Origin of the sequence: Bacillus sp. UNC69MF (genome assembly GCF_000746035.1) — a bacterium.
GTDB classification, from domain to species: domain Bacteria; phylum Bacillota; class Bacilli; order Bacillales; family Bacillaceae; genus Bacillus; species Bacillus velezensis.
In genome coordinates this window covers 121232-137163 of record NZ_JQKM01000003.1, presented here as the reverse complement: position 1 = coordinate 137163, position 15932 = coordinate 121232, and the positions used below count along the sequence as shown (strand labels likewise).

Sequence of the window (15932 nt, the reverse complement as noted above, 5' to 3'; positions counted from 1 at the left end):
TGTAATATAGGCTTAACAATAGTAATATTATTGAAATTGTTTATCAATATTTTCCTAGGTATTTAAGGTTATTTTAAGGATTATAGGGATTTTGAACCTTTTATTCATATAAAAAAACCGCCGGCTGCCGGCGGTTTTTCGTATTATGGATAGCGGAGATTTGTATTTTGCGCTCCCGCGTAAGATTGGGCGAAGTTTTTGGCGTCCTGGGCTGAAAGGGTGCCATAGCTGTAATTTGATCTCGGATTCCAGCCGGTGCGCGGTGATTTCGGGGCTTTGAGCGACGGGAATGAACCGGTGTCGGTGAATTGGGCCGTCCCGTAGTCGTCTATCATTCCGCCTTTTTCATTTCCGTTACCGAAATAGTTGGCTTCTGAGAAGACAGTCGCGTTTGTATGAATGGTGAATCCTAAATTGAAATTGGTCACATAGTTGTTTTTCGCGTGAAAATAGCCGTATCTCATCAGGCCCGGTGAACGCACATAGACGTTATTAAAATAGTTGTTGGTGATCGTCATATGCGGATAGCCGATATAATTGCGTCCTTCGTTATCATCATTCGGATAACCGAGAATCAGGCCGTACAGATGGTCTGTGAATTTAGAGTTAGACAGCGTCACAAAATCCGCTTTGGCGCCGACATACAGAAGCTTTCCCAAATCACTGTGGCTGTTCGGATTGTAGCTGTGTCCTTCAAACCACACGTGGTCAATCCAGTAATTCTGTCCGTTCGCTATGTACATCGGAATGTCATTGTTGCCTGTAATGGCGGCACTATGGCTGATAATGAGATTTTTGAAAATCACATTGTTTGAGCCGGATCCGGTGGTCAGATAGATGTTGGTCAGCCTGTGGCTGGTATAAGAGCCGACGATGGTTTTATTGGCGCCGACTGTCACAACGGCTTTACCCGGGGAAGAAATATCACTTGTGATGACGATGGTTTTGCGGTCCGTTCCGCCCGCATTGTTTTTCAGATCATTAAGATTGCTGACGTAGACGACGGGGCCGCCCTGGCCTCCCGTTACGGCGGATTTTGCTTTTCCGTTATGATCCTTCGCATTGCCCGCGAATCCGGTAAGTCCCTGCATCACATCCGGATAAGCCGCTGCCGCTTCTGCCTGTTTTGATACGGAACATACGATGGCCAGACAAAGCGCAAATCCGAGTGCAGCCAAGAAAGCGAGATGACGCGTCTTCTTTATCATTCCCTTCACTCCTTTAATTTCTTAAATTGTAAACACAAGAAGTATTATACAACTGCTATCCTCTTTTTCCATGATCTGTTTGTCTGCTTTTTCGTTATGGCTGAAAAGCCCCAAAATAAAAAAAGCAGCCGGTACGGCCGCCTATATACGGGTGCTGTCTGCCTGAGTTTCCGCCGGCACGGCTTTTTGCTTTCGAATCAGGGACAGTGCCATTCCCGCAAAAATCAACACAATCCCCAAAGATTGATAAAGGTCGGGGCGAAATCCCGTAAATACGGTGTCAAGCACAATCGCCACCGCCGGATCAAGAAATACGATGATTGAAATAAACCGGGTGGATAAAAACCGCAAGCTGTCAAAAAAGAGCAAATACACAATTCCCGTATGAATGATACCGGTCGACACAATCATGATCCAGTTCACATGCGACAAATCAGAAAAAGCGCCGAAACGGACGAACGGGAGAAGAATGATAACGCCCAATCCGGTCTGCAAACAGGTGACGGCGTATGGGCTGAGGCTGTTGATGCCTTTCCCGGCCAGTGTCGTAAAAGCATAAAAAAGGGCGGCCAGCACGGCCCAAATAATACCCGATCCCATCAGCTGAGAAAATGATGTACTCCCTTTAATGCCGGAAATCAGGGCGGTGCCCAGAAAACAAATCACGATGGAAGTGACGGACACAATATGCAGTTTCTCCCGGTATATAAGGCTCCCCAGGAGAAGGACGAGAACCGGAGCCAGATGATAAACGGAAATCGCTATCGTCACTGATGTCTCCTCAAACGATTTAAATAAAAACACCCAGTTTAACACGAGAAAAAATCCGCAGGCCAGTGTCTGCAGCACCTCCCGCCGGTTCCATTGTTCGGTGCGGTACCGTCCGGAACCAAACCAGCAAACGCCCAGAAACAATGAGGCGCACAGACATCTCACAAAGACCAGTTCAATTGAAGGCACATTCGTATGTTCTGAGAAAAAGCCGATTGATCCGAAAATGACCATGGAAATGACCATTTTGATGACGGCATTTGATGTTTGTTCAGCTTGCATTGATTTGCTTCCCCCATATCATTGACTGTTTATTCAGACAAATACTAACAGCCATTTTACTTGATTCAGAGGAAGATTTCATCCTATTTTTCGAAAGACGGCGGTCTTTTCTCATGAAAAAACCCCGCATCAGCAGGGTCTTCTGTTTAATGAACGATCAGTACAGGACAAGGAGACAATTGTGAGACCTTATGGCTCACGCTTCCGAGCATCATTTCTTTAAATCCGCTGATTCCGCGGCTTCCGACGACAATCAGATTGAAATGCTGTTCTTTCGCTATGTTTAAAATTTGATGCGCAGGTTCGCCTTGGACGTACAGGCTTTCCGCGTTTACTCCGCTTTCTGCCGCTTTCTGCTTGGCATCTTCCAGAATGGCCGCTCCTTTTTGCTCGACTTCATGTTTGATGTCTTCAATGAAGTTTTCCGGAACATAGACAATCCCTGTTAAGGCTGATGTGGAGACAACGGCTTCACGTCCCGCATAGAGAATGGTGAGTTCAGCCTGCTGTTCTTTCGCCAGATGGATCGCTGCGTCCAGGGCTTTATTGCTCATGTCTGAACCGTCTACTGCTGCAAGAATTTTTTTAAACATATGAATCCCGCCTTTCTGCTTTTATTGTCCTCCTCTCTTTGCTGAATGTCAATTTTGCCGGCTTTCTCCGGAACATTGCGCTTACAGACTTTCTCCGTTTGTGGCGATGACGTCTTTATACCAATAAAAACTTTTCTTTTTCTTTCTTTCAAACGTGCCTTTTCCGTCATTGCCGCGGTCGACATAGATATAGCCGTAGCGTTTTTTCATTTCTGCCGTTGAGGCGCTGACGAGGTCAATCGGCCCCCACGACGTGTAGCCGATCAGGTCGACGCCGTCTTCAATCGCCTTTCTTGCCTCTATTAAATGATCACGCAGATAATTGATGCGGTAGTCATCCTGAATGGTTCCGTCCTCCTCCGGCTGATCAACCGCGCCGAGTCCGTTTTCGACGATGAAGAGCGGTTTCTGATAACGGTCGTACAGCGTGTTTAAGGTGATGCGCAAGCCCTTCGGATCAATCTGCCAGCCCCATTCGGAAGATTTCAGGTACGGGTTTTTCACGCCGCCGAGAAGATTTCCCTTAGATTGCGCCAAATCCTCCGGCGCCGTGCTGGCCGTCATCGACATGTAGTAGCTGAAGCCGATGTAATCCACCGTATGTTCTTTCAGGAGCGCCTCGTCTCCTTCCTTCATCTCGATCGTAATTCCGTTTTCTTTAAAGAAGCGCTTCATGTAGCCCGGGTAGCTGCCCCTTGCCTGCACATCAGAAAAGAACAGCGTGCTCCGCTCTTTTTGCAAAGCCGCATATACATCCTCCGGCTTCGGCGTCATCGGATACGTCGTCGTCGCGGCGATCATGCAGCCGATCTGTGAATCCGGAATGATCTCATGACCGGCTTTTACCGCCAGCGCGCTCGCCACAAATTGATGGTGGGCCGCTTGGTACATCGTGTTTTGTTTATTTTCGCCTTCCCGGAATATAAGACCGCCGCCTGTAAACGGAGCGTGAAGAACGACGTTGATCTCATTGAAGGTCATCCAATATTTCACCTTGTCTTTATAACGGGTGAAAACCGTGCGGGCGTACCGCTCATAGAAATCGACCGTTTGGCGGTTTCTCCAGCCGCCGTAGTTTTTCACAAGACCGAGCGGCATCTCATAGTGAGAAATCGTGACGACCGGTTCGATCTGATGTTTTCTCAATTCGTCAAACAAACGGTCGTAAAATTGCAGCCCTTCTTCATTCGGCTCTGTTTCATCGCCGTTCGGAAAGATTCTCGTCCACGCAATGGAGGTGCGGAACGCTTTAAAGCCCATCTCCGCAAACAGGGCGATATCCTCTTGATAGCGGTGATAAAAATCAATCGCGTCGTGATACAAATTCAGCGCATCGTCTGTCTCATGAAACGGAGACATAATGCCATCCGGGGAGACATCCGCCGTAGAAAGTCCTTTGCCTCCTTCTTTATAAGCTCCTTCAATCTGATTGGCAGCCGTTGCGCCGCCCCATAAAAAACCTTCCGGAAATCTCTTCATGTTTTCTCCACCTCTTTTTCAGGATAACGCCAGAAGCGCTTCGTTCGGTTTGACCATTCCGCTTTTTTTCACGTCTGTAAATGAATATTGATCCGTATTCGTAATGATGACCGGCGTGATCACGTCAAAACCGGCAGCCTTTATCTCGTCGATATCAAAAGTAATCAGCAGATCTCCCGGCGCGACAGTATCGCCTTCTTTGACGTGCATCTCAAAATGCCTGCCATCCAGCCGGACGGTATCAAGCCCGATATGAATGAGAACCTCGGCTCCCCGGGTGCTCGTAATGCCGATGGCGTGCTTTGTTTTAAATACGGCTGTCACCCTCCCTTCTACGGGAGAAACCGCTGCGCCCTCTTCAGGCAGAATCGCAAAACCTTTTCCCATCATTCCACCGGAAAAGACGCTGTCGTTCACTTCGCTTAATGCTTTCACTTCGCCTTTAATCGGGCTGTGAATGATTTCTCCGCCTGCCGTCACACCCGGCGTTTCAGATGCTTTGTCCCGTTCAGACTGTACATCCTCAAACCCGATCAGAAGTGCCGCCGCCATACCCGCCGCAAACGAGATAAAAAGCCCGATCAGCGCGTAAAGAAACGTCGGCCCGATAAAGACCGGAATGCTCGGCAGACCGGCGTTTCCGCCCACAATGTAAGAAGCGACGCCCGTTATACCGTAAAAAGCTCCGCCTGCCGCGCCGCCGATTAAAGCAGCCGCGAACGGTTTTTTCAATCTCATGTTGACGCCGTACATCGCGGGTTCGGTAATGCCCATCAATGCCGTAATGCCCGTCGTAAATGCCAGCGATTTGAAGGTTTTGTTTTTTGATTTTAAGAAAACCGCAAATGACGCGCCGGCCTGCCCCATATTCGCCAAAAACATCGCAGGCAGAATGTAATCATGTCCGTTTTGGGCGATGTTATTGATCATGATCGGCACAAGCGCATAATGCATGCCGGTCATAATGATAAGAGAAAATGTGCCGGCAAGCAGAATCATCGCGGCAATGCCCGCATGATTGAACAAATCATTGACGCCGACAGACAGATAATTCCCGAGAATCGCGCCGAGCGGGCCGACTGTGATCAGGGTGACAGGCACGACGATCACGAGCGTAAGCATCGGAACGGCAATCAATTTCAAAGATGAAGGCGTGATTCGGTCAATTCCTTTCTCTACATAGGACATCAGCCATATCGCCAGCAAAATCGGGATAACTGTCGATGAATACGTGGCAGCGGTTACAGGAAGACCGATAAAGGAGATGCTTTTCCCTGCTCCAAGCAGGGCCGTTAAATCCGGATGCAGAATCGCACCCGCCACAGCGGCCGCCACGTACGGATTACATCCGAATTTTCTCGCCGCGCTTACCGCAAGCAAAAGCGGCAGAAAATAAAACGCACCGTCACCGACAGCCGTGAGAATGCTGTGAGTCTGGCTCTTCTCCGACATCCAGCCGAATGTCACCGCTAACGCGACAAGTCCTTTTATCATGCCGGCTCCGGCAATGGCCGGCAGAATCGGTGTAAACACGCCGGAAATCACGTCAAATACGGCACTCAGCACATTTTTCTTCTGCTTCGAAGTTTTGTTTGCGCTTTCATCACTGAGCCCGCTGCTCTCCATCAAAGCCTGATACACCTTCGGCACATCATTGCCGACAATGATCTGAAATTGCCCCCCGCTGATATTTGTCCCCATCACGCCTTCCGTCTGTTCCAGCCCGTCCCGATCTGCTTTCGCATTGTCATACAGATTAAAACGAAGCCGCGTCATGCAATGGATGACACTCTGAACATTCTCCTCCCCGCCGACAAGTTGTAAAATCTCTTTTGATATTTTATGATAGTCCATGAGTATACCTCCTTAAAAATGGGGGAACCGCCGGACGAAAGGTGCCCGCCTTTCTCCGGCTTTTTTTGTTATGAAATCAGCATCACCTCCGAAAAAAGGGTATAAAAAAAACCCAAACTGCACAGAACACGGGGGTCTCCCCCTGTCTGACGCAATTTAGGTTTTGCCTGCGGTTTGCAGTAACAATCCTGGGTGAATGATATTGGGTTGATATGTATACTTTAGCACTGGATTTATTGGGTGTCAACGCTTACATTTCAAAAGATGTACTAATTAAATATATAAACTACTATATTAACTAAAAGAACCCTCATGTTAAGTACCTCTGATAAAGTAGTTTTAAGTTAAATTGCGCCCTAATTCCTCTTCTCTACTTTAATTTCACACTTCTCTAGTTTGTCCACAACGGTTAAAGTAGTACCTGCTTCCAGTTGATAAGAGCAAATACTAGATCATGCAGTCAATTCAAGCCCATTACCTCAACAGTAACCCCATTTTCAATGTAAGAATACTCCATACTCCACCAAACTACCTCAGCGTTATTTTTTAAACGCTTAATAAATAGGACTTTATTCTCTTCTTTTTTAGTATTACCTATTGGTAAGAGTAGTGATAAAATGGAATTATTGATATAAAAAAGGAGATTATGATGAGAAATCATAGAGGCTTCCATGAGGAAATTCAGCAACAACAAAAACTTTATCCAACATCACATCGCATTCAACCGGTTAGCCCTAAAGAATATGCAGAGGTTTTGACTTTACATACGGCAAAACAACTGAGCGAGACATTTCAAACACTTGTGGATCAAGATCAATATGAACAAGCGATTCAGCTGAGCGAGAAAGTTGCCTCTCAGCTTGGACAACATACGAATTTTTCATTACCACTTTCCACAGTGCTTTATAGTTTAAACGAAATGGAACTTCCTATTTCAGAGGAATTCTCTCTACATCGTCTGAAACTGCTAGGAAATCATCAAACTCATGATAACTTTTTCAAAGCATTAAAACACGAGATGTTAACGGCGGATCGGGTAGACTTTATGGTTAGTTTTACAAGGTGGTCTGGTGTTCAGCTTTTGATCCCTCCGCTTCAGGAGCTTGCTAAAAGACATGTCCCTGTACGCATCATTACATCTACCTATATGGGTATTACAGAACCGAAAGCGTTAAGACATCTTCTTCAATTTGAAAATGTTGAGTTGAAAATTGTAAATGAATATAAAAAATCTTTCCATACGAAAGCATACTTATTTGAACGCTGTTCTGGACAGCATAGTGTCATTGTAGGATCTTCAAATCTATCACAAGCTGCACTTACGACCGGGTATGAGTTAAATGTTAGACTACCTGAAACCAGATATCTCCCCGTTTATCAACAAACAAAAGATTTGTTTGACACTGTTTGGAATGAAAAGACACAGCCTGTTGACGAACAATTTTTACAAGCCTATGAGGAATTCCAAGCAGGAAGCCAAAAGGTAAGTGCTTCCTTTGCTGCTCAAAACTCTCTTTACAAAACGAAAATGTCCCCGAATGCCATGCAAAAGGAAGCGTTACGAAACCTTAAAAAAACAAGAAACGAAGGGGAGACAAAAGCAGTCATCATCGCCGCCACTGGAACCGGAAAAACATTTTTAGCAGCATTTGATTTTGAGCAATTTAAACCAAATAAATATCTTTTTCTTGCCCACCGGGAAGAGTTACTTACAAAAGCAATCGAAACATTCCAGAAAGTCACCAATAATCATGAAGATTTTGGTTTATTGACTGGAACGAAAAAAGAAAGAGATAAGCGTTTTTTATTTAGCACTGTACAAACGCTACATAAAAAAGAAACATTGGAATCCTTTTCACCAGATGAATTTGACTACATTGTGATTGATGAATTCCATCATGCAGAAGCATCTACCTATCAAGCTGTATTAAACTACTTTACACCAAAGTTTTTATTAGGTTTAACTGCAACACCAGAGCGTCTTGACGGTAAAGATGTGCTTCAGATTTGTGATCATAATGTTGTTTACGAAATTAGACTCCGCGATGCTCTAAAGGCAGAGCTACTTGCACCATTTCACTATTTTGGAATTTCAGATCATACTGTAGATTATGAAAAAGTAAAAGTGAAAAATGGACTGTACGAAGAGAAATCGCTAGTAGATCATTTAAAAACTCATAAACGAGTAGAATATATCATCAAGATGATCAACATGTATGGATTCCACGGCGAGAAAATGGTTGGCTTAGGTTTCTGTACAAACGTCGAACACGCAATATACATGAGTGATGAATTTAATAAATTGGGATTTTATACAACTTACTTAACAGGAAATGATTCTCCTGCAAAAAGACAAGAGGTCATTCGTCATTTGGAGGACCCGCACCACAGTTTAGAACTTATATTTACAGTAGATATTTTCAACGAAGGAATAGATATTCCAAAACTCAATCTACTATTGTTCCTTAGACCAACAGAATCACCAACGATTTTCATTCAGCAATTAGGACGGGGACTTAGAAAAACTGACGACAAAGAGTTTGTAACGATACTGGATTTTATCGGAAACTATCAAAAGTCATTCGTTATTCCACTCGCACTATCTGGACAAACAAGCCAAAAATCGTTTGATAAAGATTCCCTCCGAGTGGCCGTGACGCATGAGTTTTCAGATTTACCTGGGGGATCTTATGTTGACCTTTCAGCCGTAACGAAGAAAGAAATTTTAAATAAGATCGATCATATTAAACTAAATTCAGATGCCATGCTGAAAACGTTATACAAGCAATTTAAACAAGAGCTAGGACGCTCTCCAGAATTAATTGATTTTCTATACTCTGAACAGGCACCTGGGCTTACCTTTTTTATAAAGAAATACAAATCGTGGGTACAGACCAAAAAGAAAATGGACGATTTGAATGTTACAGATGAAGGAATTCTCAATAACCCCTTGGTTGTAGGGATAGTAGCAAAATTAGAACAGCAATTACCTATTAAATGGCCTTATGAATGGTTAATTTTACAGAGCGGTTTTCACAAAAATATCATCACAATAGAAGATGTAAAAGAATCGTTAGAAAAACAGTTTCATATTCAAATCACAACAGATACACATGATGACCTCATTCAGCGAGCAATGGAGCGTTTAACGAAATCAGATCAAAAACAGAATTGGCGCTTTGGTACATTACAAGGTGATACATTCAAGTTAGATCCAGAAGTGAGCGAGATATTAAACGATCCATTATTCGGACCGTATATTAAGGAGCGCGTCCACTATGGACTGATTGAATTTAGACGTATGAACAATATAGAAGCTCTTGCTTCAAAAGAGATTAAGCTTACAATGTATCAAACCTATACAAGAAATGAACTCATTTATCTTTTTCAGTCAACTGATCAGGAAGGGACTTGGCGAGAGGGTGTACGTAGAGTTAAAAATCACTATTTAATCTTTATCAATTTGAATAAGTCAGAAAAAGTAGAAGATCATTTGCTATATAAAGATTATTTTATTGATGCTAGCCATTTTCACTGGCAAAGTCAAAACCAAACCTCACATACATCAAGCGTAGGGCAAAACTTTATTCACCATAAGGAAAAAGGATACCATATTCATTTATTTGTGAGGAAATTCACTGAAATGCACAACATCACTTTACCATTTATTTATGTAGGAGAAGCGGATTACGTATCAAGCCACGGAGACAAGCCAATGAATGTCAAATGGAAGCTCCATCAGCCTGTCCCAGAAAACTTGTATGTGGATTTAACGAATTAAGGCAGATACGGTCGGAAGATCAGCGGGTGCCCACTCTAGTGATTCTAGCTCACGTATAGGCACCCATCTGAATTCCGCATGCTCTTTTGCTACCGGCTCCCCTGATACAATCTTCGCTTTTATTGAAATTAAATTGACGATGACCTTCTCATATTCATGATGAATATCGGCTATTACATCGCCCGCAACAATTTTACAGTCAAGTTCCTCTTCAATTTCTCTTACAAGTGCTTCTCGTGCATTCTCCCCTTCTTCAAGCTTTCCACCAGGAAACTCCCACAGATTAGGCAGAGACATTGTTGGAGAACGTAGAGCACATAGAATTTCATTGTTTTCATTTTGTATGACTGCGGCGGCTACTTTTATTGTTTCTTTCAAAATTAAACTTCCTTTCGTTTTTTCTTAGGTATGTATTCAAATTTTTCAATTTTATACTGTTCACTGTAAACGATAGAGGTTGAATCCATCATAATTCAAATGGTTTATTAAAAGCAATAGAAGGTCATTCTCCTAATTAGCAAGAAAAAAGCACCCTCCAAAATGGAGTAGGTGCTAATTTACTTCACTCCCCAAACAGCCTCCCCATCACCGCTCAGCACACTAAACGTCACAACTTCTTTCTCTCTCGCTGAGTCCCATTCTTTCAGGAAGACGCCGTCATAATTTGTGCCGTTCAGGTTGATTCGGGCTTTGTTGCTGTCCGTTATTGTCCAGGTTCCGGTCATTTCCCCGGAAATGGTGCCGTCGTTGTTAAGCCGGATATTTTTTGGGGTTTTGATCGTAGCTGTAATGTCTTTTCCGTGCTGGATGAGTTTGTAGGTTCCGGATGCGGCGGATGCCGATATGTGTGTATCCGGTTCTCCCGCGTAGCGGTATGGCGCTGCAACGGGCCATCCGTCTTTGTTCATGTACAGCCGATGTACTCTGACTTCGTGCTCTTCGCCTCTGTTCGGGAAACGGGTGTGGAAAATGAGGTATGATCGTTTCGTTTTCCCGTCGTAAAACACGGAGTTGTGTCCCGGCGATACGTAGCCCGTGCCTTTTTCAGATTGTGAGGCGAAGCTGTAGCCGCCCATGAGTTTGACCCCGTACGGTTCAATTGCTTTGTCGTCGAAGAAACTGCCGTCTTTTCCTTTGGCATCAAGCATGTTATGGCCTGCGGCGTCATAGTACGGACCGTCCGGATTTTTAGAGCGCGCCACACGCATATGATAACCGCCGGCTGCGTCAAGTCCGCCGAATGACAGATACAGATAGTAATATTTCGTTTCCGGATTGTAGCTGATGTACGGGCCTTCGATTCTGCTGTGATTTCCGCCGAGAAGTTTTTTTCCGTAGCCTTGGTTCGGGAGCGGGAAACCGGTTTTCGGATTCATTTCCAGTATGAAAATTCCGCCGGAGTAAGAGCCGTACACCATCCAGAGCTTGCCTTTATGGTCAAAAAACGTTTGCGGATCTACGACGTTCGGGTGAACGTTTGCATTATACGTCGTGCCGTCTTCGCTTTTTCCTTCCATGCCTGATTTCAAAAAGATGCCTTTGTTCTTGTAGGGTCCTTCGATTTTGTCACTCACGGCGACACCGAGAGCGGATCGCGGCGAGTCTCCTTTACAGGCGTTATAGTACATGTAATATTTCCCGTCAGCCAGCTGGGCGACATCCGGCGCCCACAACGTATCAGACTGGGCCCAGTCGAATGTCTCTTTTAATTCGGTGTAGACGTTCGGGATCAGGGGATTATTGGAATTGACGCTTGAAGACATCTGCTGCCACTGCATCAGGTTTTTCGACTTGGCGGAAGCCAAATGTGAGCCGAATACATAATATGTATCGCCTGTTTTAATGACGGACGGATCATGCACGCTGACCTCTGAAAAAACCGGATGCTGGGCTTTTGCCTGCGGCAGAGTGAATCCGATGACCGCTGCTGAGACCAGGCACACACGAAAGAAACTGGTTTTCATTTTCTGAAATCTCCTCGCTCTCTTCTTTTCTTAAAACGCTTTCAAGACAACGCTCCATTTTATGATGCGGATGGCGGAAATATGTGATCAACAGCGCCGGCTTCGCGATGTACCGCTTTACTTCGATAACAATCTGATTTGTGAAAGACTGGAAAAAAAGTTTTGACTTCTGATTCGCAAACACTTAATATAAAAAACAGTTACTAGTTATCAGAATATTTAAGAATTGAGTGAAGCATATATGACCTTACACAAAGACCGCCGCATCGGGCGCTTATCCGTCCTTCTTCTGCTTCATGAGACTGAAGAAAACCAGCAGATCAGACGGCTGGAACGGGACGGCTGGAAAGTCTGTCTCGGCAGGGTGGGTTCAATGGATGCGCATAAGGTGGTAGCTGCAATTGAAACCGCTTCCAAAAAGAGCGGCGTCATTCAATCTGAGGGTTATCGCGAATCACATGCGCTGTATCACGCTACAATGGAAGCTTTGCACGGAGTGACGAGGGGCGAAATGCTGCTTGGCTCGCTGCTTCGTACCGTGGGCCTGAAGTTTGCCGTCTTGCGGGGAAATCCGTATGAAAGCGAGGCGGAAGGCGATTGGATCGCCGTTTCACTTTACGGCACGATCGGAGCTCCGATTAAGGGGCTTGAGCACGAAACATTCGGAGTCGGAATTAATCACATATGAATCAGCCCATAGATTTCAGATGATAGGGGGCTATGCGTGAAATATCATTTTCATGGCATAGCTCCTTTTTGTATGGGCGCTTTACCAAAGTAAAGGAAAAGGGGTTGAAATGATGGTGACGTTAGACGGTTCCTCACTGACAACCGCAGATGCCCAGCGTGTGCTGTTTGATTTTGAAGAGGTTCAAGCATCTGCCGAAAGCATGGAACGTGTGAAAAAAAGCAGGGCGGCGGTTGAACGGATCGTTCAAGAGGAGAAGACCATTTACGGGATTACGACGGGATTCGGCAAGTTCAGCGATGTGCTGATTCAAAAAGAAGACGCCGCGGATCTGCAGCTGAATCTGATTCTTTCTCACGCGTGCGGCGTCGGTGATCCGTTTCCGGAATCTGTATCGCGGGCCATGCTGCTTTTGCGCGCCAATGCCCTGCTGAAAGGCTTTTCCGGCGTGCGGACTGAGCTGATTGATCAACTGCTCGCGTATCTCAATCATCGCATTCACCCGGTCATCCCGCAGCAAGGGTCACTGGGGGCGAGCGGGGATTTGGCGCCGCTTTCTCATCTCGCACTGGCGCTTATCGGTCAAGGCGAAGTCTTTTACGAAGGGGCCCGGATGCCGACAGCTCATGCTTTAGAACAGACAACCCTTCAGCCGGCCGTCCTGACCTCTAAGGAAGGACTCGCGCTGATCAACGGAACGCAGGCCATGACCGCGATGGGGCTGATCGCTTACCTCGAAGCCGAAAAGCTGGCCTATCAGTCGGAACGGATTGCGAGCTTAACGATCGAAGGCCTTCAGGGTATTATCGATGCGTTTGACGAGGACATTCATGCCGCCCGCGGTTATCAGGAACAGATGGATGTCGCAGAGCGAATCCGCTATTACTTGTCAGACAGCAAGCTGACGACCGTCCAAGGGGAGCTGCGTGTCCAGGACGCCTATTCGATCCGCTGTATTCCTCAAGTCCACGGCGCATCATGGCAGACATTAGCGTATGTAAAAGAAAAATTAGAAATTGAGATGAATGCCGCGACAGATAACCCGCTCATTTTCGAAGACGGCGCCAAAATCATCTCAGGCGGAAACTTTCACGGACAGCCGATCGCCTTTGCCATGGATTTTCTCAAAGTGGCGGCGGCCGAGCTTGCGAATATTTCTGAACGCCGGATCGAACGGCTTGTGAATCCGCAGCTGAATGACCTGCCGCCCTTTCTGAGCCCGCAGCCCGGCTTACAATCCGGAGCGATGATCATGCAATATGCGGCGGCCTCCCTCGTGTCAGAAAATAAAACCCTGGCCCATCCCGCCAGTGTCGATTCCATTCCTTCATCGGCAAACCAGGAGGATCACGTCAGCATGGGAACCATCGCCTCAAGGCACGCCTACCAGATCATTGCGAATACGAGACGGGTGCTTGCCGTTGAAGCCATTTGCGCGCTGCAGGCCGTGGAGTACCGGGGTGCGGAACATTGCGCCTCGTACACAAAACAGCTCTATCACGAAATGAGAAACATCGTGCCGTCCATACAAGAAGACCGCGTGTTTTCTTATGACATCGAGCATCTGAGTGACTGGCTGAAGAAGGAGTCTTTTCTGCCGAATGAGCATCACCAAAAACTGATGACCAATGAAGGGGGACTTACAAGATGACTGATGTAAAGAAATCAATCCGCGCCGGCCGCGGCACCGAACTTGAATGCTTAGGATGGGAGCAGGAAGCCGTGCTCCGCATGCTCCGAAACAACCTTGACCCGGAGGTTGCCGAAAAGCCGGAGGATTTAATCGTATACGGCGGCATAGGCAAGGCCGCACGAAACTGGGATGCTTTTCACGCGATTGAGCGTTCCCTCAAAATGTTAAAAGATGATGAAACACTGCTGATCCAATCCGGAAAACCTGTCGGATTGTTCCGCACGCACAGCCGCGCGCCCCGCGTCCTGCTGGCTAATTCGGTTCTCGTGCCGAAATGGGCGGATTGGGAGCATTTCCATAACCTTGGGAAAAAAGGGCTGATGATGTACGGGCAGATGACGGCCGGCAGCTGGATTTATATCGGCTCACAAGGTATTTTGCAAGGCACCTATGAAACCTTTGCGGAGCTTGCGAGACAGCATTTCGGCGGCAGTCTGAAAGGAACCCTTACGCTGACGGCCGGACTTGGCGGAATGGGAGGCGCCCAGCCGCTGTCCGTCACAATGAATGATGGCGTCGTCATCGCCGTTGAAGCGGATGAAACACGGATTGATAAACGCATTGAAACAAACTATTGCGACCGTAAAACCGCATCAATTGACGAAGCGCTGCGCTGGGCCGAAGCAGCCAGACAAGCCGGAGAGCCTTTATCGATCGGCCTTCTCGGCAATGCGGCTGAGGTGCATCATGAGCTTTTGAACCGCGGGGTCCATATTGACATCGTGACCGATCAGACTTCCGCTCACGACCCGCTGATCGGCTATATTCCGGCAGGATACTCACTTGAAGAGGCCGACCGCCTGCGCCGGGATCAGCCTGAATTATACGTAAGGCTTTCCAAGCAGAGTATGAAAAAGCATGTGGAAGCCATGCTTGCCTTCAAGAAAAAAGGTGCCGTCGTCTTTGATTACGGCAACAATATCCGCCAGGCTGCCAAAGATGAGGGGCTCGCCGATGCTTTTGATTTCCCGGGATTCGTTCCCGCCTACATCCGGCCTTTATTTTGTGAAGGAAAAGGGCCGTTCCGCTGGACTGCGCTGTCGGGAGACCCTGAAGATATATACCGCACGGACGCTTTATTAAAAGAGCTGTTTCCAGAAAATCAAGCCCTTCACCGCTGGATTGACATGGCACAGAAAAAAGTCACATTCCAAGGCCTGCCGTCCCGTATTTGCTGGCTCGGCTACGGTGAACGGGAAAAGATGGGGCTCGCCATCAATGAATTGGTCAGAAACGGCGAGCTGAAAGCCCCGATCGTCATCGGAAGAGACCATTTAGACTGCGGATCTGTCGCCTCTCCGAATCGGGAAACAGAAGCGATGAAAGACGGAAGCGACGCGGTCGGCGATTGGGCGGTGCTGAACGCGCTGATCAACACGGCCTCAGGCGCAAGCTGGGTTTCTTTTCACCACGGCGGGGGCGTCGGCATGGGGTATTCCCTTCACGCGGGAATGGTCGCGGTCGCTGACGGCAGCATCCTTGCGGAACAACGGCTTTCCCGCGTTCTGACAAGCGATCCGGGAATGGGCATCATCCGCCATGCGGACGCAGGTTATGAAAAAGCGGCTCAAGTCGCCGAGGAACAAGACATTATGATACCGATGAAAAAGGAGCGGTAA

11 protein-coding genes are annotated in these 15932 nt (G+C 46.7%); 4 read left to right on the top strand and 7 right to left on the bottom strand.

Going from position 1 to position 15932, the window contains the following annotated elements; all coding sequences use genetic code 11:
- Positions 1 to 143 precede the first annotated feature (143 nt).
- From BR62_RS0100645 to BR62_RS0100625, 5 genes are all read right to left on the bottom strand, one after another.
- Positions 144 to 1208 (bottom strand): polysaccharide lyase family 1 protein, encoded by a 1065-nt coding sequence (locus BR62_RS0100645; protein ID WP_032869329.1) that lies wholly within the window; start codon positions 1206 to 1208, stop codon positions 144 to 146.
- Positions 1209 to 1349: 141 nt separating this feature from the next.
- Positions 1350 to 2261, bottom strand: a complete 912-nt coding sequence (locus BR62_RS0100640; protein WP_032869327.1) for a DMT family transporter — start codon at positions 2259 to 2261, stop codon at positions 1350 to 1352.
- Positions 2262 to 2407: 146 nt separating this feature from the next.
- Positions 2408 to 2854, bottom strand: coding sequence for a universal stress protein (locus BR62_RS0100635; protein ID WP_007407802.1), 447 nt, complete (start codon positions 2852 to 2854; stop codon positions 2408 to 2410).
- Positions 2855 to 2935: 81 nt separating this feature from the next.
- On the bottom strand, positions 2936 to 4333 hold the full coding sequence (locus tag BR62_RS0100630; RefSeq protein ID WP_032869325.1) for an aryl-phospho-beta-d-glucosidase: 1398 nt from the start codon (positions 4331 to 4333) through the stop codon (positions 2936 to 2938).
- Between the two features lie 18 nt (positions 4334 to 4351).
- A complete protein-coding gene (locus tag BR62_RS0100625; protein WP_032867893.1) occupies positions 4352 to 6187 on the bottom strand; it encodes a beta-glucoside-specific PTS transporter subunit IIABC in 1836 nt (611 codons plus the stop codon).
- 649 nt (positions 6188 to 6836) lie between these two features.
- On the opposite strand from BR62_RS0100625, the gene BR62_RS0100615 reads away from it, so the two are divergent.
- Positions 6837 to 9968 (top strand): DUF3427 domain-containing protein, encoded by a 3132-nt coding sequence (locus BR62_RS0100615; RefSeq protein ID WP_032869323.1) that lies wholly within the window; start codon positions 6837 to 6839, stop codon positions 9966 to 9968.
- Here the strand turns inward: BR62_RS0100615 and BR62_RS0100610 are convergent.
- Both BR62_RS0100610 and BR62_RS0100605 read right to left on the bottom strand, forming a co-directional pair.
- On the bottom strand, positions 9957 to 10346 hold the full coding sequence (locus BR62_RS0100610; protein ID WP_032869321.1) for a (deoxy)nucleoside triphosphate pyrophosphohydrolase: 390 nt from the start codon (positions 10344 to 10346) through the stop codon (positions 9957 to 9959). The genes BR62_RS0100615 and BR62_RS0100610 overlap by 12 nt on opposite strands.
- A gap of 179 nt (positions 10347 to 10525) precedes the next feature.
- Complete coding sequence (locus tag BR62_RS0100605; protein WP_032869319.1) at positions 10526 to 11932, bottom strand: arabinan endo-1,5-alpha-L-arabinosidase AbnB; 1407 nt, start codon at positions 11930 to 11932, stop codon at positions 10526 to 10528.
- A 241-nt stretch (positions 11933 to 12173) separates the two neighbouring features.
- Here BR62_RS0100605 and hutP point away from each other — a divergent pair, with 241 nt between their 5' ends.
- From hutP to hutU, 3 genes are all read left to right on the top strand, one after another.
- Positions 12174 to 12620 carry a hut operon transcriptional regulator HutP gene (gene hutP / locus BR62_RS0100600; protein ID WP_007407810.1) on the top strand — a complete coding sequence of 149 codons (447 nt, stop codon included), beginning with the start codon at positions 12174 to 12176 and terminating at the stop codon, positions 12618 to 12620.
- A 112-nt stretch (positions 12621 to 12732) separates the two neighbouring features.
- Positions 12733 to 14271 carry a histidine ammonia-lyase gene (hutH, locus tag BR62_RS0100595; protein WP_007407811.1) on the top strand — a complete coding sequence of 513 codons (1539 nt, stop codon included), beginning with the start codon at positions 12733 to 12735 and terminating at the stop codon, positions 14269 to 14271.
- Positions 14268 to 15932: a urocanate hydratase gene (hutU, locus tag BR62_RS0100590; protein WP_032869317.1), complete on the top strand. Its 1665-nt coding sequence runs from the start codon at positions 14268 to 14270 to the stop codon at positions 15930 to 15932. The genes hutH and hutU overlap by 4 nt, the downstream gene beginning before the upstream one ends.